Here is a 23,256-nt window from a genome sequence, read left to right as displayed (position 1 = left end):
CGAGTCGTCAGCCCGCGATGAGGCGCACGGCTGCCGCGGCGAAGGCGTCCGCCCGGAAGTGGTCGTCGGCGGAGACCGTGACGACCGTGTCTCCGTGCAGGATGACGAGCTGGCCGTATGCTCCGTGCAGCCGCCACGCAGGGCCTGGGCCGTCCCATGCTCCGAGGCCGTAGCGCTCGTACCCCTCGTTCGTGCCGGCCGACACCCAGTCCGAGTGCATGGCGTCGACGACGGCTCCTGGCACGATGCGCTCCCCGTTCCAGACGCCCCGATCGCGGAGCAGGCGGCCGATGCGGGACATCTCCTCGGTCCGGAGTGCAAGGCCCTCGCCGGCGAGGACGAATCCGAGCGGGCAGCGCCGCCATTCGACATCGTCGAGTCCCAGGGGAGCGAAGAGGCGCGGCCGGATATAGTCCTCGACATCGCCGACCGCTCGCTCCAGCAGGCGCATCGCCGTGTAGGTGCTGGCGTTGGAGTACTGGAATGTCCGGCCGCGCGAATCGCGGCTCAGGAACTCTGCGGCGAGATCGGGCCAGTCCGTCATCATCGTCGGCGTCCACGGGAGATCGATGCCGCTCGACATCGAGAGCAGGCGGCGGAGGGTGACGCCGTCGACATCGCGTCCGAGCGTCGCGTCGCCGGCCAATCGGGAGATCGGCTCGTCGAGGGACAGCACACCTTCCGCATCCGCCATTCCCACCGCGAGCGCGCTCACGCCCTTCGCGACCGAGTGGATCTCTTCGCGCTCGTCGACAGTCCAGCGGTGCTCCGCGGCGCTGTCGCCGACCCGAACGTGAAGGCCGTGGGCTCCGAAGCCGCTCGCCTCGACCTCGTCGACGAGGCGGTCCCTGAGCGACGCCGCGCGCGTCACCGAGGAGCGCCCGAGATCGGTCGCGGTCGACGCGACCCGGTGGGATCGCTCCGGTGTCCCTGCTTGCCGGCGAGGTGCGGATCGGCGAACAGCCAGTTCGGCCGCGGCTCGACGAGCGGGCGGAACAGCCACCGCACGGGCTTCGTCGCGAGCGCGAGGGCGAGAGCGACCGACAGCAGAGTGACCAGCGGTAGCCAGAGCCAGGTCGGGTCCAGGTCACGCAGCACCCCGGTTTCGCGAAAGGGGTAGAGAGCGAACGAGTGCAGCAGGTAGACGTACATCGTGTACTGCCCGAAGGGAGTCCACCAGTAGGTTCCGCGCGGGACCAGGACGAAGAAGGCCGCGCTCAACACGAGCGCGAGCAGCATCAGGGCCAGGCGGACACCTCCGGCCCACCACTGCTCGCCGCCGAGGTCGGCGTAGGCGTCCTCGTAGAAGAGCCAGTGCCGCAGGTCGATCCGCTCCCAGAGCTCGACCCAGTGCCAGGCGGTGAATCCCGCGGCGGCGAGCACTCCGACGGCGCCGACACGGAGCCACCACGGGCGCGCATCGAGCAGCCGCAGCCGGGCGACGACGTCGCGCTCGCGCAGCCACCATCCCAGCGTGAAGAACGGCAGCAGCCCGAGCGTTCGCGACAGGGAGAACGTGCTGTCGACGTTGGGAAGATAACCGACGCCCAGGGAGATCGCGACGGTCCAGGCGAGTGGCCACCGGAGCAGCGCGAGGTAGGGGAGCACGAGGCGGAAGATACCCAGCGCGAGCAGGAACCACAGCGTCCACGACGGCTTGGTGAAGTTCGGCTCCGCCTGCCCCTCGACAACCCACTTCGTCAGCGTCCAGAGGAACTCGAAGATCACGTACGGCACGAGGATGTCGGTGATCACCCGCGCCATCTGCACCCTGGTGGGGGAGCCCGATTTCGAGAAGTAGCCGGAGATGATCGCGAACGCGGGCATGTGGAAGGCGTACAGCGCCAGGTAGGCGGCCAGCGCGATGTCTGAGTCGTAGGTGAGGCGCTGTACCGCATGCCCGAGCACGACCAGCACGATGCACGCGTAGCGCGCGTTGTCCCAGAACGGGACGCGTCGGCGCGGCTTCGGTGCCGTCGCGGTGACGGGGTTCGGGTCGGCTCCGGCACTGTTCATGCTCTGAGGCTACCGCCGGGAATAAAGTTGGTCCGATCGCGTTGACTCAGATACATTCAAATGAATAGAACCGGATGCAGGGCACCCGATTCGGAGAAGACGGAGCAATCATGAGCGAGCAGACAGGCGCGCAGATGCAGTTCGGCATCATGTCGGTCAGCGACATCACCCGCGACCCGACGACCGGAGTCACGCCCAGCGAGCAGGAGCGCATCAAGGCGACCCTCGCGATCGCCAAGCACAGCGAAGAGGTCGGCCTCGACGTCTTCGCGATCGGAGAGCACCACAACCCGCCGTTCTGGTCCTCGAGCCCGACCACGTTCCTCGCGGCGCTCGCCGCGCAGACCGAGCGACTGATCGTGTCGACCTCGACGACGCTCATCACGACGAACGACCCCGTGCGCATCGCTGAGGAGTACGGGATGCTGCAGCACGTCTCCGACGGTCGCATGGATCTCATGCTCGGGCGCGGCAACACCGGACCCGTCTATCCCTGGTTCGGCAAGGACATCCGTCAGGGACTCCCGCTCGCGATCGAGAACTACGCGCTGCTGCACAAGCTGTGGCGTGAGGACGTGGTGGACTGGGAGGGCAAGTTCCGCACCCCGCTGCAGGGCTTCACCTCGACGCCGCGCCCGCTCGACGGCATCGCTCCCTTCGTCTGGCACGGCTCGATCCGCACACCCGAAATCGCCGAGCAGGCCGCCTACTACGGTGACGGCTTCTTCGCGAACAACATCTTCTGGCCGAAGGAGCACTATCAGCGGCTGATCGAGCTCTACCGCCAGCGCTATGCGCACTACGGGCACGGCACGCCGGAGCAGGCGATCGTCGGTCTCGGCGGTCAGGTGTTCATGGCCGCGAAGTCCCAGGATGCGGTGTCGCAGTTCCGCCCGTACTTCGACAACGCCCCGGTGTACGGTCACGGCCCCAGCATGGAGGACTTCACCGAGATGACTCCGCTCACCGTGGGGTCGCCGCAGCAGGTGATCGACCGCTACGCCGGCATGCGCGAGCACTTCGGCGATTACCAGCGCCAGCTGTTCCTCATCGACCACGCGGGTCTGCCGCTGAAGACGGTTCTCGAGCAGCTCGACATCCTCGGCTCGGAGGTCGTGCCGGTGCTCCGCAAGGAGCTCGCGAAGGATCGCCCGGAGACGGTTCCGGACGCCCCGACCCACGCGGCCCGTGTGAAGGCCGTCTACGGCGACGGACCCACACGCCAGGCGCGTCCAGGTGCCAACCGCGGCGACAACCTCACCGGCGACTCGCCCTACGAGGACACGCCGGCACCCGCCGGATCCGCGTTCGGCCTGGCCCGGAAGGGAGCCTGAGATGACCACCCGCCGCATCGCCGTGGTCTCGGCGGGGCTGTCGAACCCGTCGTCGACGCGGATGCTCGCCGACAGGCTGGCCGCGGAGACGGTCAAGGCGCTCGCCGCGCGCGACATCGCCGCCACGGTCGACGTGATCGAACTGCGCGACTACGCGCACGACATCACGAACAACCTGCTGACGGGCTTCGCCCCGCCCGCGCTCGAGACGGCGATCAACACGGTGGTCTCCGCCGACGCGCTCATCGCGGTCACGCCGATCTTCTCGACGAGCTACTCGGGGCTGTTCAAGTCGTTCATCGACGTGCTCGATCCTGATTCGCTCACCGGGAAGCCGGTGCTGATCGGTGCGAACGCCGGGACGGCTCGTCATTCGCTCGCGATCGACTACGCGATCCGCCCGCTCTTCGCCTACCTGCACGCGGATGCCGTATCGACGGGCGTCTTCGCGGCATCGAGCGACTGGGGAGGCGCCGGGGACGACGTCGCACCGCTCGCGCGCCGCGTGGAGAAGGGGGCGAAGGAGCTCGCCGATGCGATGGCGCAGCGCGACGCGGCCACCGTCTCCGACCCCTTCGACCCGGCGACCTACCTCGGCGAGGGGCGCTCGTTCGGCCATATGCTGGGCGGTCTCGCGGGGGAGTGACCAGTCGGCGTCTCGGAGGCGCCGAGCAGAGGGCCATGAGGCCATCGACAATGTCCGACGGGCGTCGTACGGTGACCACATGGCCCTCTCCTCTGCATGGGAGTCCGCGCGCGCATCACTGAGCGGGCAGCTGATCCTCCCCGACGACCGTGCGTACGCATCGGCGCGACTGCCGTGGAACCTCGCGGTCGAGCAGCGTCCCGCCGCGGTGGCGATCCCTGATGACGTCGACGACCTCCGGCGGCTCCTCGCGCTCGCGCGCGACAGCGGGTCGCCCCTCGCCGTGCAGCCCAGCGGTCACGGCGCGTCGGGCGATCTCGCCGGCGCCGTCATCGTGCGGATGTCCGCATTCGACTCGCTCGCCGTCGACCTCGACGCGGGGATCGTGCGGGTCGGCAGCGGTGTGCGCTGGGGAGCGGTCGTCGCTGCCCTCGAGGGCACGGGGTGGGCGGCTCCCGCCGGCACGAGCCCGGTGGTCAGCGTCGCGGGCTACACGCTGGGCGGAGGTCACTCATGGTTCAGCCGCACCGCCGGGCTCGGGTCCGACAATCTCCGCGCCGCGTGGATCCTGCGGACCGACGGCGCCCACGAACGCGTCGACGATGAATCGGACGCCGAGACGATGTGGGCGCTCCGGGGCGCCGGCGGCGTCGCCGGGATCGTGACCGAGATCGAGATCGACCTCGTGCGCACGCCGGCGATCTGGGGAGCGGGGCTCACGTTCGATTCCTCCGACGCCCCAGCGGTTCTGCGCGCGGTGCGCGATCTCTCAGGCGCCGCACCGGCGTCGCTCAACGTCTTCGTCGATTCGATGCGAATGCCCGACGCCCCGGAGCTGCCGGAGGCGATCCGCGGGCGCAGCTTCGTGACGGTGCAGGCGCTCTCGGCGGACGGGGCGGCGGATGACCTGCTCGACGGGGTGCGTCGAGCCGGGACCGTGCGTCAGGACATCACCGGCCCGACATCCCCGGCCACCCTCGCGGCCTCGTCGGGCGAACCGACCGATCCGACGCCGGGGCGCGGCGCCTCGGCAGCTCTGCGCTCGCTCGACGACGCCCTGATCGACGAGCTCCTCCGCTTCCGGGAGCTGCCGGAGAGCTGGCCGGTCGTCGGCGTAGGGGTGCGCATGCTCGGCGGAGCCCTCGATGCGCCACGTCGGGATGGATTCGCCTCGCTGCAGGGAGCCGAGTGGCTGCTGCACGCGCTGATCCCGGTGTTCCCGGGCGCGCCGCGCGAACCGGGAGATGCGAGCATCGCGGGGATCGAGCAGGTGCTCGCGCCGGCGCTCGCTCCGCAGACGGTCCCGACGTTCCTCGGACCCGGCCAGACGCTCGACCTCTGCGGACCTTCCGCGGCGATCGATCGGCTCCGGGCCGTTCGGACGCGCCTCGATCCCGATGGCGTGCTGCACGAGGGGCGTCTGCCGCGCTGACAGGAGCGCTGTGCCGAGGAGACCGGGCTCAGCGACCAGGGCCCGGGCGCTGCCAGGAATACTCGGTCTCGGGCCTGCCCCGCGCGCCGTAGCGGGCCGCTCTGGTGACGGCCCCCTCCACCACCAGGTGTTCGAGGTAGCGGCGCACAGACACGCGTGACATGCCCAACCGGTCGGCTGCCTCGCTGGCCGAGAGCGGTCCTGCCGCGCGCACCTCATGCGTGACGGCCTCCAGGGTTGCGGCCGACAGCCCCTTCGGCAGGGCGATGGTTCCGGTCGCTCGTCCGAGCAGCGCGTCGATCTCGGCCTGGGTGGTCTCCCCGTCGGTCTCGGCCGCTCGCGCCCGATGCTCGCGGTAGGCCGTGAGGCGTTCGCGGAAAACCGCGAACGGGAACGGTTTGACGAGGTACTGGTACACGCCGAGGGCGGCCATCTGCCGCACGGTCTCGGCGTCGCGCACACCGGTGATCGCGATGACGTCGATCGCCGCGGCCCGGGCGCGCAGCGTGCGGAGCACGTCGATGCCCGATCCGTCGGGCATCGTCACGTCGAGCAGCACGAGATCGAAGCGGTCGGAGTCCTCCGCCCCCAGAACGGCAGTGAGGGCCGCCCGTGCCCCCGAGCACTCCGCGCCCACCACGAAGCCGTCGATGCGTTCGAGGTAGGTGCGGTGCAGCTCGAGCGTCAGGGCGTCGTCGTCGACGACCAGGGTGCGGATCATCGGATCCTCCGTCTCTTCGGCGGCAGCGTAACGCAGAAGGTGGTCGGGTCGGACCGCAGCTCGACGGTGCCGCCGGCGTCGACGACCACGGCTCTCACCAGCGCGAGTCCGACCCCGCGCCCCTCGGCGCCGGCCGGCTTGGTCGAGAACCCCTGTTCGAAGACACGGTCGCGGAGGTCATCGGGGATCCCGGGGCCGCTGTCCGACACCTCCAGCACGATCCCGCCGTCCTCGGAGGGCCGCAGCACCACCTCGACCCAGCGCTCGGCGGCGTCGGCCACGGCATCCATCGCGTTGTCGACGAGATTGCCGAGCACGGCGACGCTGTCGACGGCCGAGAGCGGCGACGCCGGAGTGTCCGGTTCGATGCGGATCCGCCAGTCGATTCCCCGCTCCTTCGCCTGCGACGCCTTTCCGAGCAGCAGGGCGCCGACGGTGGGGTCGCCGGCGCGGCGTGCGGTGACCTGGTCGACGAGCGACTGACTCTGGCGGGAGGTCTCGGTGAGGATCTCGATCGCCTCCTCGCTGCGCCCGAGTTCGAGCAGTGCGACCGCGGTGTGCATGCGGTTCCCGTGCTCGTGGGTCTGTGCGCGGAGCGCGTCTCCGAGCGTCCGCAGCGACTCGTACGACGAGACCGCGTCGCGCAGCTGCCCCGGGGGTAGGTCGCCGGCGATGCGTCGTGTCGTCCTCCGAGCGATCCAGGCCCCCAGCGCCCCCAGCGCGACGAGTCCGATGGTGATGACGAGGGAGAGCGGCAGCCGCCGAAGGAGGGTGTCGGAGATCGACTCGATCGTCACGCCGGCCGACACCCAGCCGATCAGCTCGTCGTCGGCGGTGAGGACGGGCACGATGGTGCGGACCGACGGGCCGAGCGTACCCGTGAACACCTCCGTCAGCTGCGAGGGTGCGGCGGGGATGGTACCGAGGTAGCGCTCGCCGAGCTGGTCGATATCGGGGTGGGTCACCCGTACACCGTCCGGTGTCATGATCGTCACGAAATCGAGGTCCGCCGCGGCGATCACGTCGAGTGCGTACGGCTCGAGAGCACGCGTCGCGGCATCCGTGTCGCCCGTTGCCAATGCTTCGGCGACGACGGGTGACGTCGCAAGCGTCACCGCGGTCGCCGCCGTCACCCGATCGGCCTCGGCGTGCGTCGCGCGCTGCGCCTCGACCACGAGGAACACGGCGACGAGGGCGCCGATCAGCACGGCCGCCGCGAGGACGACGAGGAACACCGCCGAGGCGGTGCTGCGGGTGCCGTGTGCGTGTCGCATCGGGTCCTTCCGATCGTCGGTGATCGCGGTGACGGGATCTCGGTAGTGACCAATACGACCACAAATATCCGTGGCGCCGGAAGTCGGGGAGTGTGAACACACCGCGGGCGACGACGCCGGCGCAGACGGACGACGACGTTCATGATCAAGGAGGATGCCATGGCCATCACGACGGGGTTCACCCTTCCCGGATTCCATTGGCGGCGAGGCAAGCAGTCGTGGGACCGGCACACCTGGCTGTACGTGTCGGTGATCAGCGCGGTCGTGCTCGGAGCCGCGGTCGGCCTCATCTGGCCCGAGGTCGGTCAGAGCCTCGAGCCGATCGGCAAGGGTTTCGTGTCGCTCATCAAGATGATGATCGCGCCGATCATCTTCTGCACGATCGTGGTCGGCGTCGGATCCATCGCCAAGGCGGCGACCGTCGGCAAGATCGGCGGACTCGCGCTGCTGTACTTCATGGTGATGTCGACCTTCGCCCTCGCGATCGGCCTGGTCGTCGGCAACATCATCCACCCGGGCGCCGGTCTCGACATGGCATCGGCGACCTACGACGCGACCGAGACCGAGGCGAAGACGACCACGGAGTTCGTGCTCGGCATCATCCCGGCCACCTTCTTCTCCGCGTTCACCGGGGAGAGCGTGCTGCAGGTGCTGTTCATCGCGCTGCTCGTCGGGTTCGCCCTGCAGGGACTGGGGGAGAAGGGCGCCCCGATCATGGACGCCGTCAAGAACCTGCAGAAGCTCGTCTTCCGCATCCTCGGCATGATCCTGTGGCTCGCGCCGCTCGGTGCGTTCGGAGCCATCGCGGCCGTCGTGGGCAAGACCGGCATCGCGGCCATCTGGAGCCTCGGCGTGCTGATGATCGCCTTCTACATCACCTGCATCGTGTTCATCGTCGTGGTGCTGGGCGTGCTGCTGTTCGCGGTGACGCGGGTCAACATCTTCAGTCTCATCAAGTACCTGGCTCGTGAGTACCTCCTGATCGTCGGCACCTCGTCGTCGGAGTCCGCCCTGCCTCGACTCATCGCGAAGATGGAGCACGTCGGCGTCTCCAAGCCGGTCGTCGGCATCACGGTCCCGACCGGGTACTCCTTCAACCTCGACGGCACCGCGATCTACCTGACCATGGCGTCGCTCTTCATCGCCACGGGCATGGGGCAGCCGATGTCGATCGGCGAGCAGATCGGTCTGCTCGTGTTCATGATCATCGCGAGCAAGGGAGCAGCGGGCGTCACCGGTGCCGGGCTCGCGACGCTCGCGGGCGGTCTGCAGGCGTACCGCCCCGACCTCGTCGACGGCGTCGGAGTGATCGTCGGCATCGACCGGTTCATGTCGGAGGGACGCGCCCTGACCAACTTCACCGGCAACGCCGTCGCGACGCTGCTCATCGGCACGTGGACCCGCGAGATCGATCGGGAGCGCGCTCGCCGAGTCCTCAGCGGTGAGCTGCCGTTCGATGAGTCGGTCCTCGACGGCGTCGATGACCACGGTATGGCCGACGAGCGCACGGCCGTCGACGCGCAGGGCCTAAAGGACTCCGCACTCGACGAGATGTCGGCGAAGCAGGAGCGCGCACGCGCCAGGGCCGCGCAGAACTGACAGAGGCCCGAAGGGGATGCGGGAGTCGACGTGCGTCGGCTCCCGCATCCGTGCGATCAGCCGCTCTTGCGTCGGAACTCGCGCCGGGTCTGCGGGGCGTGCGTGCCGTGGACGGCCGAGTCGCCGTCCAGGTGAGCCTCACCCTGGCGGTGGTGCGCGTTCTTCTTCTCGAGCGCTTCCTTGAACTTGCGCTTCATGTCCTCGGTCGAGGACGCGCCTTCTTCGGTGCTCATGACCGCCAGCCTAGGGCACCGCTCGTTCGACCTGTCGGTCACCTGCGGACCCGCGTCGTGACGACATCGATCACGGCGCCCAGGGCCAGGGCGACGGCGACCGAAGCGATCACGGCGATGATGGGACCGCCGGGGAGGATGAGCGCCACGACCGCTCCGACCGACGCCTGGTAGGCCCCCCAGCCGAGCGCTGCGACGGCCGCGAGGCTCAGATACCGCGCGGGGTGGATGCGCGACGCCCCGGCGACCAGATTCACGGCGAGTCGCGCGAAGGGGACGAACCGGGCGGTGAACAGCACGCTCGCCGTCCCGGTGTCGAGTCGACGCCGGGCCCAGGCGAGCGCCCGCTGCACACGGGATGCCCGCATCCACCGCCATCGCTCCGTCCCCACCGTCCGGCCGATCAGGTAGCAGGCCGTATCGCCGAGGAACGCCGCTACTCCCGCGCAGACGATCACGGACCAGAGCGGCGGCGACCCGGCCGTCGACGCGATCGCACCGAGCGCGGTCACCGCGATCTCGCCCGGTATCACCACGAAGAAGGAGTCGCCGAGCACGAGCAGGCTCATGGTCGCGAGAGCCCAGGGCCCGGTGAGCAGGTCGATCGGCACGGCTTCACCCTGCGCGGCGGAGGTGAACGGGAACCAAAGCGCGGATAGCCGGTGACCAGCGATCCAGCATCCGGTGAACTTCTGGTGCGCGCCGCCGTATCCGCGATCGTGGGGGTTCTCGCAGCGGCATTCTGAGGGGGTGAGAGTCGCGATCGTGACAGAGTCCTTCCTTCCGCACATGAACGGTGTCACCGGATCCGTGCTGCAGATCCTGAAGCACCTCGAGCGCACGGGGCACGAGGCCCACGTTCTCGCTCCGGATGCCGCGGGCATCCCCACCGAGATCTCCGGCGCTCCCGTGCATGCCATCCCGAGCCTCCCGCTCCCCGGCTACCGCAACGTGCGGGTGGGCACCTCACCGGCGCACCGGGTGGCGGCATCCCTTCGTCGTTTCGAACCCGATGTGGTGCACCTCGCCTCGCCGTTCGCGCTCGGATGGCGGGGCGCGCTCGCCGCAGAGCGTCTCGATGTCGCAGCGGTCGCCGCGTACCAGACCGACGTAGCCGCGTACACCGAGCGCTACGGCATCCCGGCGACCACCGGGATCGCACAGGCCCACATCGCTCGACTGCACCGCAGGGCCACTCTCACGCTCGCCCCCTCGGCGGAGTCCGTCCACCAGCTGGCTGCGCTCGGCATCGACAGGGTGCGACGCTGGGGCCGAGGGGTCGACGCAGAGCGGTTCCACCCGTCGCGGCGTTCGGAGGAGCTACGCGCCACCTGGGGAGCAGAGGTCGTGATCGGCTACGTCGGCCGGCTCGCGCCGGAGAAACAGGTCGAGGACCTGGCGGTGCTCGACGGCATCCCCGGCACCAGGGTCGTGATCGTCGGCGATGGTCCGAGTCGTGCGAAGCTCGAGACCCTGATGCCGCGAGCTCTCTTCCTCGGGCACCTGAGCGGTGACGCGCTCGCCGCAGCGATGGCCTCGTTCGACGTGTTCGTCCACCCGGGCGAGAGCGAGACGTTCGGGCAGACGCTCCAGGAGGCGCACGCGAGCGGGGTGCCCGTCGTCGCCACAGGACGCGGAGGCCCGCTCGACCTCGTGCGCATGGGGATCGACGGATGGCTCTACCGCCCCGGTGATCTCGCCGACCTGACCATGCGCGTGCAGGATCTCGTGGGCGATCAGCGCAAACGCCGCGCCCTCGGAGAGGCGGGATGGGAAGCGGTGCAGAGGCGCAGCTGGGGAAGCGTCTGCGATCAGCTCCTCGGTCACTTCGACGATGCGATCGGCCTGCGGGCAGTCGACACCGCTCTGCGCGCTCGTCGCGCGTCCCGGCCCGAGCCGTCCGTCGTCGTGCCGAGCCCGCGCTGGAACCGCTACGTGGCCCTGGGCGACTCACTCACCGAAGGGCTGTGCGATCCCGCGCCCGACGGTTCGCTTCGGGGCTGGGCCGACCGACTCGCCCTCCTGCTTGCTGCTCGGGGAGGCCTCCACTACGCGAACCTGGCCATCCGGTCGAAGCGCGTGCGCGACGTCTGCGGCCCCCAACTCGACCGAGCGCTCGCGCTGCGCCCCGACCTGGTGTCGATCCTCGTGGGGGCGAACGATCTGGTCGGTCGTACCGTCGACGTGCGGCTGATCGCCGCCCAGCTCGAACAGGCTGTCGTGGCATTGCGCACCAGCGGGGCGGATGTGCTCCTCGTCACGCCGTTCCTCCCGCGTCGACGCGCCGCTCAGATCTACGCGAGACGCTTCGCGGCCTTCGCCACGGCGCTCGCGGGGATCGCCGCACGCACCGGGGCGATCCTCATCGACACAGACATGCACCCGACGCTGCCCGACCGGCCGAACTGGGGCGAGGATCTCGTGCACCTGAGCAGCCGAGGGCACCGCTTCCTCGCATACCGGGCGGGCGAGGTGCTCGGCGTCCCGCACGCGGACGCGCTCGGCGCTCTCGACGCCTCGCTCCACGAGAACGAGTCGATCGGCGCCGGTCTGTGGTGGCGCAGGCACGCGCTGCCCTGGGTCTGGCGCCGCCTGCACGGGCGTGCGGCAGGGGATGGCCGGGTCGCGAAGCACGACGACTACGTGTACCTCGGCCGTTCCGCCGCGCAGCGCGGCGTCCCGATCGTCTGACCGCCCGTCGGAAGCGGCCGGGTCAGCGTCGGCCCATGCCGTGGTACGCCCAGCCGGCCGCGCGCCAGGCCGCGGCATCCAGGCAGTTGCGGCCGTCGACGATGACGCGGCCGGCGACGAGCGAGCCCGCGTGCTCCGGCGTGAGCTCACGTCGGTACAGATCCCATTCCGTGACGACGACGACCGCGTCGGCGTCGCGGAGCGCGTCGTCGCGGTCGGCGGCATAGCCGAGCTGGGGGTGTGCTGCGGCGGCGTTCTCGAGCGCGGCGGGGTCGGTCACGACGATGTCGGCACCGAGTCCGCGCAGCCGCACCGCGACATCGAGTGCGGGGGAGTCGCGGATGTCGTCGCTGAACGGCTTGAAGGCCGCGCCGAGCACTGCGATGCGGCGTCCGAACACGAGACCGCCGAGGGCGTCGATCACCATCCGCACGGCACGGTCCCTCCGGCGCATGTTGATGCCGTCCACTTCGCGGAGGAACCCCACCGCCTCGCCGCGACCGAGCTCCTCAGCCCGCGCGGCGAAGGCACGGATGTCCTTCGGCAGACACCCGCCGCCGAAGCCGATGCCCGAGCCGAGGTATCGGCGCCCGATGCGGGAGTCGTGGCCGAGGGCGTCGGCGAGCAGAGCGACATCCGCCCCGGCGGCCTCGGCGATCTCGGCCATCGCGTTGATGAACGAGATCTTCGTCGCGAGGAACGCGTTCGCGGCGCCCTTCACGAGTTCGGCGGTGGCGAGGTCGGTGATGAGGAGGGGTGAGCCCGCCTCGATCGCCGGCGCGTACACCTCGCGCAGCAGTTCGGCGGCACTCGCGCCCGCCTCGCCGGCCGGGATCCCGACGACCAGGCGATCCGGCGTGACCGTGTCGTGCACGGCCCATCCCTCCCGGAGGAATTCCGGGTTCCAGACGAGCGTGGCTCCGCGGGCGTCGATCGGACCCGACAGGCGCGCAGCCGTTCCGACGGGCACGGTCGACTTGCCTGCCACGACGTCACCGGGGCGCAGGTGGGGGACGAGCGACGCCACGGCCGCGTCGACGAAGCGGAGATCCGCGGCATGCCCGTCGGGCACCTGCGGGGTTCCGACGGCGACGAAGTGCACGGCCGCTCCCTCGACATCCGAGATGTCCGTGCTGAAGCGGAGCCGGCCGGACGCGGTTCCCTCCTGCAGCAGCTCGTCGAGGCGCGGCTCGAAGAACGGCGCCGATCCGCGGCGCAGAGCGTCGATCCTTCCCGCATCGACGTCGATGCCGATCACGTCGTGTCCGATCGAGGCCATGGCTGCGGCGTGCACGGCACCGAGGTACCCGCAGCCGATCACTGACATGCGCATCCCCACACCACAGCTCACGCGCCCCACCGCCCGGCGTCCGGCATGTGAACGGCCGATGACCGGCGGGTGGCCGGTCTGCGGCAGGCGACGGGCGGATCGTGTTCCGCGGGCGATCTGGGGGTGCGCTGATAGGCTGTGAGCGGTCGACGTCTGTCGCCACAACAATTTCACATCGACTCATGGAGCGATCGGCGGAGAAGCTGGTCCCCTGTGGTGGGTTCCTCGGCGGGTGTCGTCGGGTGGCTTTCTACTGGTGGCCAGCGCAGGCGATGTTCGCGGGAGTGCCCGCGCGCCCGAACCCCGACGATTCCGCTCCTTCACGAACACGCTCGCGGATCACACGGATCCGCGAGTCTAAACAAAGAAGGAGAGACCTCTTGGAAGGTCCTGAAATCACCGCCACCGAGGCCGTTCTCGACAACGGCCGCTTCGGCACCCGCACCGTCCGCTTCGAGACCGGCCGCCTCGCGCAGCAGGCTCAGGGCGCCGTCGCCGCGTACCTCGACGGCGAGACCATGCTCCTCTCGGCCACCAGCGCCGGCAAGCACCCGCGTGAAGGCTTCGACTTCTTCCCGCTGACCGTCGACGTCGAGGAGCGCTCCTACGCCGCAGGCAAGATCCCCGGCTCGTTCTTCCGCCGCGAGGGCCGTCCCTCCACCGAGGCGATCCTCGTCTGCCGTCTGATCGACCGTCCGCTGCGTCCGTCGTTCGTCGACGGTCTGCGCAACGAGGTCCAGATCGTCATCACCGTGCTCTCGATCGCACCGGGCGAGTTCTACGACGCCCTGGCGATCAACGCGGCCTCCGCGTCGACGCAGATCTCCGGTCTGCCGTTCTCCGGCCCGGTCGCTGGTGTACGCCTCGCGTTCATCCCCGGTCACGGCGAGCACGCCGACCAGTGGGTCGCGTTCCCGACCGCCGCGCAGGTCGACGAGGCCGTGTTCGACCTCGTCGTCGCGGGTCGCGTCGTCACCAAGGCCGACGGCACCGAAGACGTCGCGATCATGATGGTCGAGGCCGAGGCCACCGAGAACAGCTGGAACCTCATCAAGGCCGGTGCCACCAAGCCGAGCGAGGACGTCGTCGCCGAGGGCCTCGAGGCCGCGAAGCCGTTCATCGCCCAGCTCGTCAAGGCTCAGGCCGAGCTCGCCGCCACGGCGTCGAAGGAGCCGGGCGTCTACCCGGTCTTCCCGGCCTACAGCCAGGAGGTCTACGACTTCGTCGCCGGCCGCTCGTACGACGAACTGGTCGGCGTGTACCAGATCGCCGACAAGGCCGAGCGCCAGACCGCCGACGACGCGATCAAGGATCGGGTCAAGGCCGAGCTCATCGAGGCGACCGAGGCCGGCGACCTGCCCGCCGCGGCTCCGCTCGAGTTCTCCGCGGCGTACAAGTCCGTCACGAAGAAGATCGTCCGCGGTCGCATCCTCACCGAGGGATCGCGCATCGACGGCCGCGGCCTCGCCGACATCCGTCCGCTCGACGCCGAGGTGCAGGTCATCCCGCGCGTCCACGGATCGGCGATCTTCCAGCGCGGCGAGACCCAGATCCTGGGCATCACCACGCTGAACATGCTCAAGATGGAGCAGCAGATCGACTCGCTGTCGCCCACGACGAGCAAGCGCTACATGCACCACTACAACTTCCCGCCCTACTCGACCGGCGAGACCGGCCGTGTGGGTTCGCCGAAGCGTCGCGAGATCGGGCACGGCTTCCTGGCCGAGCGCGCGCTCGTGCCGGTGCTGCCGAGCCGCGAGGAGTTCCCCTACGCGATCCGTCAGGTCTCCGAGGCGCTGAGCTCGAACGGCTCGACGTCGATGGGCTCGGTCTGCGCGTCGACCCTGTCGCTGCTGAACGCGGGTGTGCCGCTGCGCGCACCCGTCGCCGGTATCGCGATGGGTCTGGTGTCCGACGAGGTCGACGGTGAGACCCGCTACGCGGCGCTCACCGACATCCTGGGCGCGGAGGACGCGCTCGGCGACATGGACTTCAAGGTCGCCGGTACCAGCGAGTTCGTCACGGCCATCCAGCTCGACACGAAGCTCGACGGCATCCCGTCGTCGGTGCTCGCCGGCGCGCTGACCCAGGCCCGTGACGCGCGTCTGACCATCCTCAACGTCCTGAACGCCGCGATCGACGCTCCCGATGAGATGGCGCCCACCGCGCCTCGCGTCATCAGCGTGCAGATCCCGGTCGACAAGATCGGCGAGCTGATCGGCCCGAAGGGCAAGACGATCAATGCGATCCAGGACGAGACCGGTGCGCAGATCTCCATCGAGGAGGACGGCACCGTCTACATCGGCGCGACCGACGGCCCGTCGGCCGAGGCAGCCCGTGCCCAGGTCAACGCGATCGCCAACCCGACGAACCCCGAGGTCGGCGAGCAGTTCCTCGGAACCGTCGTGAAGATCGCCACGTTCGGCGCCTTCGTCTCGCTGCTTCCCGGCAAGGACGGCCTGCTCCACGTCACCGAGGTGCGTAAGCTCGCCGGTGGCAAGCGCGTCGAGAACGTCGAGGACGTGCTCTCCGTCGGCCAGAAGATCCTCGTGAAGATCACGAAGATCGACGATCGCGGCAAGCTCTCGCTCGAGCCCGTGCTCGACGACGCGCCTTCCGAGGGCGCTGCTCCCGCCGAGGAGGCCGTGGCCGAGTAAGCATCGCCGCTGCGACATCGAACCCGGGTCCGTCTTCGCGACGGGCCCGGGTTCCGTCGTTCCGTGGCGTGACCAAACCGTTATGGGAAGTTCCCTCGCCGTTCGCCGTATTGGCCGGCGGGTTCGCGGTCATCGCATACCCTCGAAGTACGCACCGGGGGGTGCAGACCAGGCAGTGACGGAGATCGGAACGTTCGATCGACGCGGGGGTGAGGAAGATGCGGTTGTTCAGCGTAGGCGCAGGCGCCTCCGCAGAGCGCGCCCCGCACGACGCGGAACACCCCTCCGCTCCCATCCCGATCGTCGGCCCCGGCATCGGCGAGTCGATCAGGGTGCCGCTCGGTGAGACCGGTTTCGACACCTTCCCGCTCATGCTCGGCGCGGCGGAGTTCGGCTGGAACGTCGACCTCGAGACCAGCCACGGCATCCTGGACCGGTACGTGGAGTTCGGCGGCAATGCCATCCACACCGCTGACGGGTTCTCAGGCGGCCGCAGCGAGCACATCATCGGACAGTGGCTGCGCTCTCGCGGACGTCGCGACCGCACTCTGCTCAGTGTGCGGATCGGCGCTCACGCCGACAACCCGGGGCTCGGGTCGGTCAATCTCGTCCGCGCCGTCGAAGGCTCGCTCACCCGCCTGGGTGTGGAGCGCATCGACGTGCTCTACCTCGACGCGACCCTGGATCGCACGACCAACCTGGAAGACACGCTCGCCACGGTGGAATGGCTCACCGAGGCGGGCAAGATCGGTGCGCTCGGCGCCTTCGGGCTCGCGCCGGAGCGTCTCGTCGAGGCGCGCATCCTCGCCTCGGCGGGTTACCCGCGCATCCAGGTGATCGACTCGCCGTACAACCTCGTGCGACGTCAGCCGTTCGAGGGCGACCTGCGACTCGTGGCCGGAGCCCAGAACCTCGCCGTCACCCCGTCGCACGCGCTCGAGCACGGCTTCCTCTCCGGCCGACACCGGAGCAAGGCGCTGACCTCGAGAGGCGTGCGCGGCGAGCAGCTGCGCGGACACCTGAACCGGCGCGGCACGAAGATCCTCAAGGCTCTCGACCAGGTCGCCGCCGAACTCGACGTGCCGGTCGCCGCCGTGTCCGTCGCCTGGCTGCTAGCGCAGCGGACTGTCGCCGCTCCGATCGTCAACACGTTCGCGACCGAGCACGTCGACGAGCTGATGCAGGGTGCCGGCGTGAGTCTGTCTCGCGTGCAGGTCGCTGACCTGACTCGCGCGGGCAACTGAGCGTCCTCCCGTCACTCTCACAGACCTGACATAGGCTGGGGGAGATCCCGACGGATGCTGTCGATGAAGCGAGCGAGTTTGTGACGCACTACATATACCTGGTCAGGCACGGCGAACATCAGGATGCCGAGCACGGTCTCGCCGACGGCCCGCTCTCTCCGCGCGGAGCCCGTCAGGCCGAGCTCATCGCCGACCGCCTCTCGGGTCTTCCGCTCGACGCCGTGTGGCATTCCCCGCTGCTGCGAGCCAACGAGACGGCTCGTGCCATCGCCGCCCGCCTTCCATCGGTCGATCCGGAGCCGACCGCGCTGCTGTTCGACTGCGTGCCGACCGGGATGACCGACGAGACCCCCGCGGTCTTCGAGCCCTTCTTCGGCTCGATCACGGATGCCGAGATCGAGGCCGGGCGCGCACAGATGGCGGATGCCGTGAACGAGTTCCTCGTGCGCAAACCCGGTGACGTGCACGAGGTGCTCATCACCCACAACTTCGTGATCTCCTGGTTCGTCAGGGAGGTGCTCGGGGCTCCCGAGTGGCGGTGGATGACCCTGAATCAGGCACATTGCGGCCTGACCGTGATCGCGCAGAAGCAGGGACGCCCCTGGACGCTGCTCACCCATAACGACACGGGGCATCTTCCCGTCGAACTCCGTACGGGTATACCCGACACGATGCCGGTCTGATACGACGTTGCACGGCCAGCCGCCGGGCAGGCGTCCGTCCGCGAAATAGACTCGGATCATGACCACGCAGGTAGCTCTCGTCGGCGGCACCGGGAAGCTCGGCTCCATCATCCACGCGGTGATCGACGAGCTGGACGGGTTCGAGGTGAGCCGTGTGCTGACGTCGTCGAGCGACCTGGCCGAGATCGATGGTGCCGACCTCGTCGTCGATGCCACGACCCCGCAGGTGAGCATCGACGTCGTGCGCGCGGCGGTCGAGCGCGGCATCAACGTGCTCGTCGCGACGTCGGGCTGGTCGGCCGAGCGGATCGCGCTGGTGCGCCCACTCGTGGACGCCGCGGAGAACGGCGTCGTGTTCATCCCGAACTTCTCGCTCGGCTCGGTCCTCGGCTCGGCTCTCGCCGCCGCGGCGGCGCCGTTCTTCCCCTCGGCCGAGATCGTCGAGGCGCATCACGAGCGCAAGGTGGACTCGCCCAGCGGTACCGCCGTGCGCACGGCCGAGCTCATCGCGGCGGCGCGCGCCGACAGGGGGCCCGTCAGCGCCCCGCACGCCGACCAGCGAGCGCGGGGTCAGCAGGTCGGGACGGTCCCCGTCCATTCGCTGCGTCGACCCGGGGTCATCGCCAAGCAGGAGGTCATCCTGTCGGGTCCGGGGGAGTCGCTCTCGTTCGTGCACGACACCGTCGAGCCCGCGCTGGCGTACGCGCCGGGCATCCGGCTCGCTGTGCCCTACGCGGCGCAGGCCACCGGTGTCGTGGTCGGACTCGAGAGCATGATCGACATCGGCATCCGCTCGTGATGTCGCGCATCGGGGTCGGACTCATGGCCGCGTCGCTGTTGGTGTATCTCGCGGTGTCCGTGTGGCTCGCGGTCATGTTCTTCGCCGTCGGCACCGGCGTGTCGATCGGCATGGGCATCGCGCTCCTCGTGCTCGCGCCGCTCGGCGCCTGGGCGCTGGTGCGCGAGATGCAGTTCGGCTTCGCGGCGGACCGTCTCGGCCGCGCGTTGGACGCCGAGGGCGGGATGCCGGAGGCGGAGACCGAGCTGACCCCGAGCGGACGGCTCCGCGCCGAGGACGCGGCGCCGCTGATCGCCCGCTACGAGGCGGAGGCGGATGCGGCTCCGGACGACTGGCGGGCGCGATACCGGCTCGGCGTCGTGCAGGATGCGTCGGGACATCGCAAGGATGCGCGGGCGAGCATCCGATCGGCGATCAGGCTCGCCCGCCGCTGAGGTCGGCCATCAGGCGAGTGTCGCCTCGAGAGTGATGTCGATGCCCGCGAGGGCCTGCGAGACCGGGCAGCCAGTCTTCGCGCCCTCCGCGATCTCCTGGAACGCTTCGGGCGTGAGACCGGGCACGACGGCATTGACGTTGATGTGGCTGCCGGTGATGCCCACGCCGGGCTTGAAGGTCACGGATGCGCTGGTGTTCACACGCTCCGGCGGGGTGCCGTTCTCCGACAGGGCGTGGGAGAGGGCCATGCTGAAGCACGAGGCATGGGCCGCGGCGATGAGCTCTTCGGGCGTCGTCGTCGTGTCGCTGCCCTCGCTGCGGGCCTTCCAGTCGATCGGGAAGGTGCCGAGGTTCGACGACGAGAACGCGACGGTGCCCGAGCCCTCCGCGAGGGATCCGGTCCAGGTGGTGGTGGCTTCGCTGGTGACGGGCATGATTCCTCCGGTTCTCGCGATGCTCGGTGTGCGGGTCGCGTGTCCGGTCAGCCTATCGAGCAGGTAGGCGGGAGGGAACCGGCTCAGGTGGTGGCGGCCGTGCGGCCGAGAAGACCGGCGCGCCGGAGAAGCAGGTAGAGCTGGCCTCCGAGGCACAGGGAGAACACCGCGTTGAGGAAGGCAGCGATGAACGCCGCCGCGGTGGCGATGGGCAGGGCCCACGGGATCCCGAGCAGGTGGAGGGCGAGGCCCACCGAGACCACGAACAGGCCGACGCCCTGGGCGAAGCGCGGAGGTCGAGGGTCCTCGAGCTCCGACGGCGGGCTCAGTCGCGGCTTCACGAATCGGCGGAAGAGCACGCCCCAGGGTGCGGTCGAGGGCGAGACGACGCTCCAGAGGAACAGCGCAGCGAGGACGGCCGCGAGCAGGAAGCCGGGGTCGAGCGCGCGCTGCGCCAGCGTCGCGGATGCGGCGTCGGGCGAGGTGCCGACGAGCCCGAGGAACGTCGCCACGAGCAGCAGTGCCGTCGTGATCGTGGCGGCGAAGCGCGGTCCGCGGGGGTCGATGCCGACGGAGGTGCTCATCTCTGCTCCAATTCTGCCGCGTCAGAGGGCAGCCAATGCCTCGGTGAGGGCGGCCGGGCGCGGCACGCCGTGGAATCGTGCGCGGACGGCGCCCGATCGGTCGACGACGAAGGTCGTGGGGGTTTGCAGCACCCGGTATCGGGACGACAGGTCGGGGCGATGCGTCAGGTCGACCTCGACGTGGGCGACGGAGTCGTCCCGATCCGCGTAGGACGTCAGCAGACGCCGCACCTGCGGGCAGCGGGTGCAGAACTCGGTGCTGAACTGCACCAGGGTGGCACGCTCTGCGAGCGGGGTCCCTCCGTCGGCGGGGTCGAAACGGAGGCCGCCGGCTGCGCTGCGGCGGCCGTCTCGCGCACGGATCGCCAGCCCCGCGACGATCGCGAGGACGACGAGTGCTCCCGCGATGGCGAGCGCGAGGCCGGGTGACATGGGTCGAGCGTAAACCTGCTGCGGGCGGGGTGGACGCGATGTTTCCGACCGTGACGGACCGCTCCGATGTCGCCGGCGGCGGGTAGTCTGGCTGACATGAGCGCAGCCGTCCCGACGCCGTATGAAGACCTGCTCCGCGACGTGCTGGAGCACGGCACGCACAAGTCCGATCGCACGGGGACGGGCACCACGAGCGTGTTCGGTCGACAGATCCGATTCGACCTCTCGCAGGGCTTCCCGCTCATCACCACGAAGCGCGTGCACTTCAAGTCCATCGCGTACGAGCTGCTGTGGTTCCTCCGCGGCGATTCCAACGTGCGCTGGCTGCAGGATCACGGCGTGACCATCTGGGACGAGTGGGCGGATGCCGAGGGCGACCTCGGTCCGGTCTACGGCGTGCAGTGGCGCTCCTGGCCGACTCCCGACGGTGAGAGCATCGATCAGCTGTCCCAGGTGATCGAGCAGATCCGTCAGACGCCGGACTCCCGCCGTCTGATCGTGTCGGCCTGGAATCCGGCCGACATCCCCGACATGGCGCTGGCCCCGTGCCATGCGCTCTTCCAGTTCTACGTGGCGGACGGACGCTTGTCCTGCCAGCTGTATCAGCGCAGCGCCGATCTGTTCCTCGGGGTGCCGTTCAACATCGCCTCGTACGCGCTGCTGACGATGATGATCGCGCAGCAGGTGGGTCTCGAGCCGGGGGACTTCGTCTGGACCGGCGGCGACTGCCACATCTACGACAACCACCTCGAGCAGGTGCGCGAGCAGCTGACTCGGGAACCCTTCCCGTATCCGACTCTGCGGTTCGCGCGCAGTCCGGAATCGGTGTTCGACTACGAGTACGACGACTTCGTCGTCGAGGACTACCAGCACCACGCCCCGATCCGCGCGGCGGTGGCGGTATGACCTGGGTCGGGCTGGTCTGGGCGCAGGCAGCGGGCGGTGTCATCGGAGCCGAGGGCGGAATGCCGTGGAACGTGCCCGAAGATCTCGCACACTTCAAGAGCGTGACGATGGGTGCCCCCGTGATCATGGGGCGCAAGACGTGGGATTCGCTCCCGGAGCGCTTCCGACCGCTGCCCGGCCGCGAGAACGTGGTCATCACCCGCCAGCAGGACTGGTCGGCGGAGGGTGCGCATCGCGCGGCGACGATGACGGACGCCGTCCGCGGTCACGACCGCGTCTGGATCATCGGCGGTGCCGAGATCTTCCGCCAGGTGATCGGTGACGCCGACCGTCTCGAGGTGACGGAGCTCGATCTCGAGGTCGACGGAGATGCTTTCGCGCCGTCGACCGCGGGGTGGCGCGTCGTCGACGAAGGGGAGTGGCAGACCTCCCGCACCGGCATCCGCTACCGCTTCCTGGGTTACGAGCGCTGATGCCCACCGCGCTGATCACCGGTGCGAGTGCCGGCCTGGGTGAGGAGTTCGCCCGTCAGCTCGCGCGTCGCCGCGCCGACCTCGTGCTCGTGGCGCGCTCGGCCGAAGCGCTCGAAGTGCTCGCAGCCGATCTGCGCAGCGAGCACGGCGTCGCAGTCGAGGTGCTGGTCGCCGATCTCGCCGACGAGGCAGGGGTCGGCCGCGTCGCGGCGCGACTGCGCGATGTCGACGACCCGGTCGACCTGCTGGTGAACAACGCCGGATTCGGCTTGCCTCTGCAGTTCGCCGACAACGACATCGACGACGAGGTGCGGCACCTGCGCGTGCACGTCGAGGCGTCGATGCGCCTCATGCACGCTGCGCTGCAGACGATGCGGGGCCGCGGCGGACGCATCGTCAACGTGGCCTCGGTCGCCGGGTTCATCTCCCGCTCGACGTACTCCGCATGCAAGAGCTGGCTCATCGGCTTCAGCCGCTGGGCGAACACCGAGTACGCCGCCGACGGCGTGAGTGTGACCGCGGTGTGCCCTGGGTTCACGCACACCTCTTTCCACGAGCGCATGGGGCTGCCCCCGGGGCAGGAAGGCGTGCCGGCGTTCATGTGGCTTGATGCACGAACCGTCGTGCGCGAGGGTCTGCGTGACGCGGCATCGGGCAGGCCGGTGTCGATCCCGTCGTTCCGCTACAAGGCCCTTGTGCTGTTGACGCGCGTGCTTCCGAACTCCCTGACGGCGCGCATCGCTCGCCGAGGCCGCGTCTGACGCCCGCCCGCCTCAGCGGAACCGCCCGAGGCGAATGCCGGCCATGGCGATCGCAGCGACGGTCTCGCCATCGGTGATGCGACCGTCGGCGATCATGTCCAGCACCTCCGCGAACGGGACCCAGGCGACCGCGTCGATGCCCTCCTCCGTCTGCGTGCGGGTGTCGGCGACTGGCATCGGGCGAAGGTCGCGCGCGAGGAAGACGTGCTCGGGTGCCGCGGCGATGCCGTTGAGCGCGTTCATCGTGCCGATCGGAATCCAATCGGCCGCCTCGAACCCGGTCTCCTCCGCCAACTCGCGCTGTGCGGCGACGAGCGGGTCCTCGCCGTCGCTGCCGCCGGCCGGCACCTCGATGGAGATGCCGGTGGTGTAGCGCTCGAGCGTGACGAGGCACACGCGGTCCTGCTCGTCGACCGCGACGACGAACACCGCCGGATTGCGCATCGTCACCACTCCGTAGATCCCGTCGCCGCCGGGGCCGGTCACCCGATCCTCTCGTACCGAGATCCAGGGGTTCTCGTAGACCGTCGAGGACTCGTGCGTGATCCAGCTCATGCGTCAGAGCCTAGGCG

At 69.6% G+C, this 23,256-nt stretch carries 24 protein-coding genes; 13 read left to right on the top strand and 11 right to left on the bottom strand.

The genetic code is table 11. The features are described 5' to 3' along the window. Nucleotides 1-7 precede the first annotated feature (7 nt). Both M3195_RS05470 and M3195_RS05465 read right to left on the bottom strand, forming a co-directional pair. Nucleotides 8-871: a serine hydrolase domain-containing protein gene (locus M3195_RS05470; RefSeq protein ID WP_251585543.1), complete on the bottom strand. Its 864-nt coding sequence runs from the start codon at nt 869-871 to the stop codon at nt 8-10. Continuing rightward, nucleotides 868-2,016 carry an acyltransferase family protein gene (locus M3195_RS05465; protein WP_251585542.1) on the bottom strand — a complete coding sequence of 383 codons (1,149 nt, stop codon included), beginning with the start codon at nt 2,014-2,016 and terminating at the stop codon, nt 868-870. The genes M3195_RS05470 and M3195_RS05465 overlap by 4 nt, the downstream gene beginning before the upstream one ends. A gap of 110 nt (nt 2,017-2,126) precedes the next feature. On the opposite strand from M3195_RS05465, the gene M3195_RS05460 reads away from it, so the two are divergent. From M3195_RS05460 to M3195_RS05450, 3 genes are all read left to right on the top strand, one after another. Further along, nucleotides 2,127-3,350 (top strand): LLM class flavin-dependent oxidoreductase, encoded by a 1,224-nt coding sequence (locus tag M3195_RS05460; protein ID WP_251585541.1) that lies wholly within the window; start codon nt 2,127-2,129, stop codon nt 3,348-3,350. 1 nt (nt 3,351) lies between these two features. After that, nucleotides 3,352-3,996, top strand: a complete 645-nt coding sequence (locus M3195_RS05455) for an FMN reductase (protein WP_251585540.1) — start codon at nt 3,352-3,354, stop codon at nt 3,994-3,996. Between the two features lie 79 nt (nt 3,997-4,075). After that, nucleotides 4,076-5,428, top strand: coding sequence for an FAD-binding oxidoreductase (locus M3195_RS05450; protein WP_251585539.1), 1,353 nt, complete (start codon nt 4,076-4,078; stop codon nt 5,426-5,428). Between the two features lie 28 nt (nt 5,429-5,456). Here the strand turns inward: M3195_RS05450 and M3195_RS05445 are convergent, their stop codons facing one another. Next, nucleotides 5,457-6,149, bottom strand: a complete 693-nt coding sequence (locus M3195_RS05445) for a response regulator (RefSeq protein ID WP_251585538.1) — start codon at nt 6,147-6,149, stop codon at nt 5,457-5,459. Beyond that, nucleotides 6,146-7,423 (bottom strand): sensor histidine kinase, encoded by a 1,278-nt coding sequence (locus M3195_RS05440; protein WP_251585537.1) that lies wholly within the window; start codon nt 7,421-7,423, stop codon nt 6,146-6,148. The genes M3195_RS05445 and M3195_RS05440 overlap by 4 nt, the downstream gene beginning before the upstream one ends. 159 nt (nt 7,424-7,582) lie before the next feature. Between M3195_RS05440 and M3195_RS05435 the strand changes: the two genes are divergently transcribed. Further along, on the top strand, nt 7,583-9,022 hold the full coding sequence (locus tag M3195_RS05435; protein WP_251585536.1) for a cation:dicarboxylate symporter family transporter: 1,440 nt from the start codon (nt 7,583-7,585) through the stop codon (nt 9,020-9,022). A gap of 56 nt (nt 9,023-9,078) precedes the next feature. Here the strand turns inward: M3195_RS05435 and M3195_RS05430 are convergent, their stop codons facing one another. Beyond that, on the bottom strand, nt 9,079-9,255 hold the full coding sequence (locus tag M3195_RS05430; protein WP_251585535.1) for a DUF5302 domain-containing protein: 177 nt from the start codon (nt 9,253-9,255) through the stop codon (nt 9,079-9,081). 38 nt (nt 9,256-9,293) lie between these two features. Continuing rightward, on the bottom strand, nt 9,294-9,866 hold the full coding sequence (locus tag M3195_RS05425; RefSeq protein WP_251585534.1) for a DedA family protein: 573 nt from the start codon (nt 9,864-9,866) through the stop codon (nt 9,294-9,296). Between the two features lie 154 nt (nt 9,867-10,020). Here M3195_RS05425 and M3195_RS05420 point away from each other — a divergent pair, with 154 nt between their 5' ends. Continuing rightward, on the top strand, nt 10,021-11,946 hold the full coding sequence (locus tag M3195_RS05420; RefSeq protein ID WP_251585533.1) for a GDSL-type esterase/lipase family protein: 1,926 nt from the start codon (nt 10,021-10,023) through the stop codon (nt 11,944-11,946). Nucleotides 11,947-11,968: 22 nt separating this feature from the next. On the opposite strand, the gene M3195_RS05415 is transcribed toward M3195_RS05420, so the two are convergent. Then, on the bottom strand, nt 11,969-13,279 hold the full coding sequence (locus M3195_RS05415) for a UDP-glucose dehydrogenase family protein (protein ID WP_251585532.1): 1,311 nt from the start codon (nt 13,277-13,279) through the stop codon (nt 11,969-11,971). A 377-nt stretch (nt 13,280-13,656) separates the two neighbouring features. Here M3195_RS05415 and M3195_RS05410 point away from each other — a divergent pair, with 377 nt between their 5' ends. The 5 genes from M3195_RS05410 to M3195_RS05390 all read left to right on the top strand — a co-directional run bounded on the left by M3195_RS05410 (nt 13,657) and on the right by M3195_RS05390 (nt 19,093). Next, the gene (locus M3195_RS05410) at nt 13,657-15,933 is read left to right on the top strand and encodes a polyribonucleotide nucleotidyltransferase (protein WP_251585531.1); all 2,277 of its coding nucleotides are present in this window, start codon (nt 13,657-13,659) and stop codon (nt 15,931-15,933) included. Between the two features lie 218 nt (nt 15,934-16,151). Further along, nucleotides 16,152-17,177, top strand: a complete 1,026-nt coding sequence (locus M3195_RS05405) for an aldo/keto reductase (RefSeq protein WP_251585530.1) — start codon at nt 16,152-16,154, stop codon at nt 17,175-17,177. A gap of 80 nt (nt 17,178-17,257) precedes the next feature. Next, entirely contained in the window at nt 17,258-17,860 is a 603-nt protein-coding gene (locus M3195_RS05400) for a histidine phosphatase family protein (RefSeq protein WP_251585529.1), read from the top strand. A gap of 58 nt (nt 17,861-17,918) precedes the next feature. Beyond that, on the top strand, nt 17,919-18,659 hold the full coding sequence (gene dapB, locus M3195_RS05395; protein WP_251585528.1) for a 4-hydroxy-tetrahydrodipicolinate reductase: 741 nt from the start codon (nt 17,919-17,921) through the stop codon (nt 18,657-18,659). Continuing rightward, on the top strand, nt 18,659-19,093 hold the full coding sequence (locus M3195_RS05390) for a hypothetical protein (RefSeq protein ID WP_251585527.1): 435 nt from the start codon (nt 18,659-18,661) through the stop codon (nt 19,091-19,093). Before dapB ends, M3195_RS05390 begins: the two co-directional genes overlap by 1 nt. A 9-nt stretch (nt 19,094-19,102) precedes the next feature. On the opposite strand, the gene M3195_RS05385 is transcribed toward M3195_RS05390, so the two are convergent. From M3195_RS05385 to M3195_RS05375, 3 genes are all read right to left on the bottom strand, one after another. Continuing rightward, on the bottom strand, nt 19,103-19,528 hold the full coding sequence (locus M3195_RS05385; RefSeq protein ID WP_251585526.1) for an OsmC family peroxiredoxin: 426 nt from the start codon (nt 19,526-19,528) through the stop codon (nt 19,103-19,105). A gap of 83 nt (nt 19,529-19,611) precedes the next feature. Beyond that, complete coding sequence (locus tag M3195_RS05380; protein WP_251585525.1) at nt 19,612-20,112, bottom strand: DUF4395 domain-containing protein; 501 nt, start codon at nt 20,110-20,112, stop codon at nt 19,612-19,614. 21 nt (nt 20,113-20,133) lie between these two features. Continuing rightward, nucleotides 20,134-20,544: a thioredoxin family protein gene (locus M3195_RS05375; protein ID WP_251585524.1), complete on the bottom strand. Its 411-nt coding sequence runs from the start codon at nt 20,542-20,544 to the stop codon at nt 20,134-20,136. 96 nt (nt 20,545-20,640) lie between these two features. On the opposite strand from M3195_RS05375, the gene M3195_RS05370 reads away from it, so the two are divergent. From M3195_RS05370 to M3195_RS05360, 3 genes are read left to right on the top strand one after another with little or no spacing between them, the layout of a single operon-like run. Further along, the gene (locus M3195_RS05370) at nt 20,641-21,450 is read left to right on the top strand and encodes a thymidylate synthase (protein ID WP_251585523.1); all 810 of its coding nucleotides are present in this window, start codon (nt 20,641-20,643) and stop codon (nt 21,448-21,450) included. Continuing rightward, nucleotides 21,447-21,923 carry a dihydrofolate reductase gene (locus M3195_RS05365; protein ID WP_251585522.1) on the top strand — a complete coding sequence of 159 codons (477 nt, stop codon included), beginning with the start codon at nt 21,447-21,449 and terminating at the stop codon, nt 21,921-21,923. The genes M3195_RS05370 and M3195_RS05365 overlap by 4 nt, the downstream gene beginning before the upstream one ends. Further along, nucleotides 21,923-22,684 carry an SDR family NAD(P)-dependent oxidoreductase gene (locus M3195_RS05360; protein WP_251585521.1) on the top strand — a complete coding sequence of 254 codons (762 nt, stop codon included), beginning with the start codon at nt 21,923-21,925 and terminating at the stop codon, nt 22,682-22,684. The genes M3195_RS05365 and M3195_RS05360 overlap by 1 nt, the downstream gene beginning before the upstream one ends. A gap of 12 nt (nt 22,685-22,696) precedes the next feature. On the opposite strand, the gene M3195_RS05355 is transcribed toward M3195_RS05360, so the two are convergent. Then, a complete protein-coding gene (locus M3195_RS05355) occupies nt 22,697-23,239 on the bottom strand; it encodes an NUDIX domain-containing protein (protein ID WP_251585520.1) in 543 nt (180 codons plus the stop codon). Nucleotides 23,240-23,256 lie beyond the last annotated feature (17 nt).

Source organism: Microbacterium hydrocarbonoxydans (assembly GCF_023715885.1).
Classification (GTDB): Bacteria; Actinomycetota; Actinomycetes; order Actinomycetales; family Microbacteriaceae; genus Microbacterium; species Microbacterium hydrocarbonoxydans_C.
This window is presented reverse-complemented; position numbering and strand designations above follow the sequence as displayed.

Excerpts from the sequence above, each read along its gene's own strand:
- M3195_RS05465 (WP_251585542.1), bottom strand. The coding sequence starts at position 2,016 with ATGAACAGTGCCGGAGCCGACCCGAACCCCGTCACCGCGACGGCACCG.
- M3195_RS05460 (WP_251585541.1), top strand. The coding sequence starts at position 2,127 with ATGAGCGAGCAGACAGGCGCGCAGATGCAGTTCGGCATCATGTCGGTC.
- M3195_RS05455 (WP_251585540.1), top strand. The coding sequence starts at position 3,352 with ATGACCACCCGCCGCATCGCCGTGGTCTCGGCGGGGCTGTCGAACCCG.
- M3195_RS05450 (WP_251585539.1), top strand. The coding sequence starts at position 4,076 with ATGGCCCTCTCCTCTGCATGGGAGTCCGCGCGCGCATCACTGAGCGGG.
- M3195_RS05445 (WP_251585538.1), bottom strand. The coding sequence starts at position 6,149 with ATGATCCGCACCCTGGTCGTCGACGACGACGCCCTGACGCTCGAGCTG.
- M3195_RS05440 (WP_251585537.1), bottom strand. The coding sequence starts at position 7,423 with ATGCGACACGCACACGGCACCCGCAGCACCGCCTCGGCGGTGTTCCTC.
- M3195_RS05435 (WP_251585536.1), top strand. The coding sequence starts at position 7,583 with ATGGCCATCACGACGGGGTTCACCCTTCCCGGATTCCATTGGCGGCGA.
- M3195_RS05430 (WP_251585535.1), bottom strand. The coding sequence starts at position 9,255 with ATGAGCACCGAAGAAGGCGCGTCCTCGACCGAGGACATGAAGCGCAAG.
- M3195_RS05415 (WP_251585532.1), bottom strand. The coding sequence starts at position 13,279 with ATGCGCATGTCAGTGATCGGCTGCGGGTACCTCGGTGCCGTGCACGCC.
- M3195_RS05405 (WP_251585530.1), top strand. The coding sequence starts at position 16,152 with ATGCGGTTGTTCAGCGTAGGCGCAGGCGCCTCCGCAGAGCGCGCCCCG.
- dapB (WP_251585528.1), top strand. The coding sequence starts at position 17,919 with ATGACCACGCAGGTAGCTCTCGTCGGCGGCACCGGGAAGCTCGGCTCC.
- M3195_RS05390 (WP_251585527.1), top strand. The coding sequence starts at position 18,659 with ATGTCGCGCATCGGGGTCGGACTCATGGCCGCGTCGCTGTTGGTGTAT.
- M3195_RS05385 (WP_251585526.1), bottom strand. The coding sequence starts at position 19,528 with ATGCCCGTCACCAGCGAAGCCACCACCACCTGGACCGGATCCCTCGCG.
- M3195_RS05380 (WP_251585525.1), bottom strand. The coding sequence starts at position 20,112 with ATGAGCACCTCCGTCGGCATCGACCCCCGCGGACCGCGCTTCGCCGCC.
- M3195_RS05375 (WP_251585524.1), bottom strand. The coding sequence starts at position 20,544 with ATGTCACCCGGCCTCGCGCTCGCCATCGCGGGAGCACTCGTCGTCCTC.
- M3195_RS05370 (WP_251585523.1), top strand. The coding sequence starts at position 20,641 with ATGAGCGCAGCCGTCCCGACGCCGTATGAAGACCTGCTCCGCGACGTG.
- M3195_RS05365 (WP_251585522.1), top strand. The coding sequence starts at position 21,447 with ATGACCTGGGTCGGGCTGGTCTGGGCGCAGGCAGCGGGCGGTGTCATC.
- M3195_RS05360 (WP_251585521.1), top strand. The coding sequence starts at position 21,923 with ATGCCCACCGCGCTGATCACCGGTGCGAGTGCCGGCCTGGGTGAGGAG.
- M3195_RS05355 (WP_251585520.1), bottom strand. The coding sequence starts at position 23,239 with ATGAGCTGGATCACGCACGAGTCCTCGACGGTCTACGAGAACCCCTGG.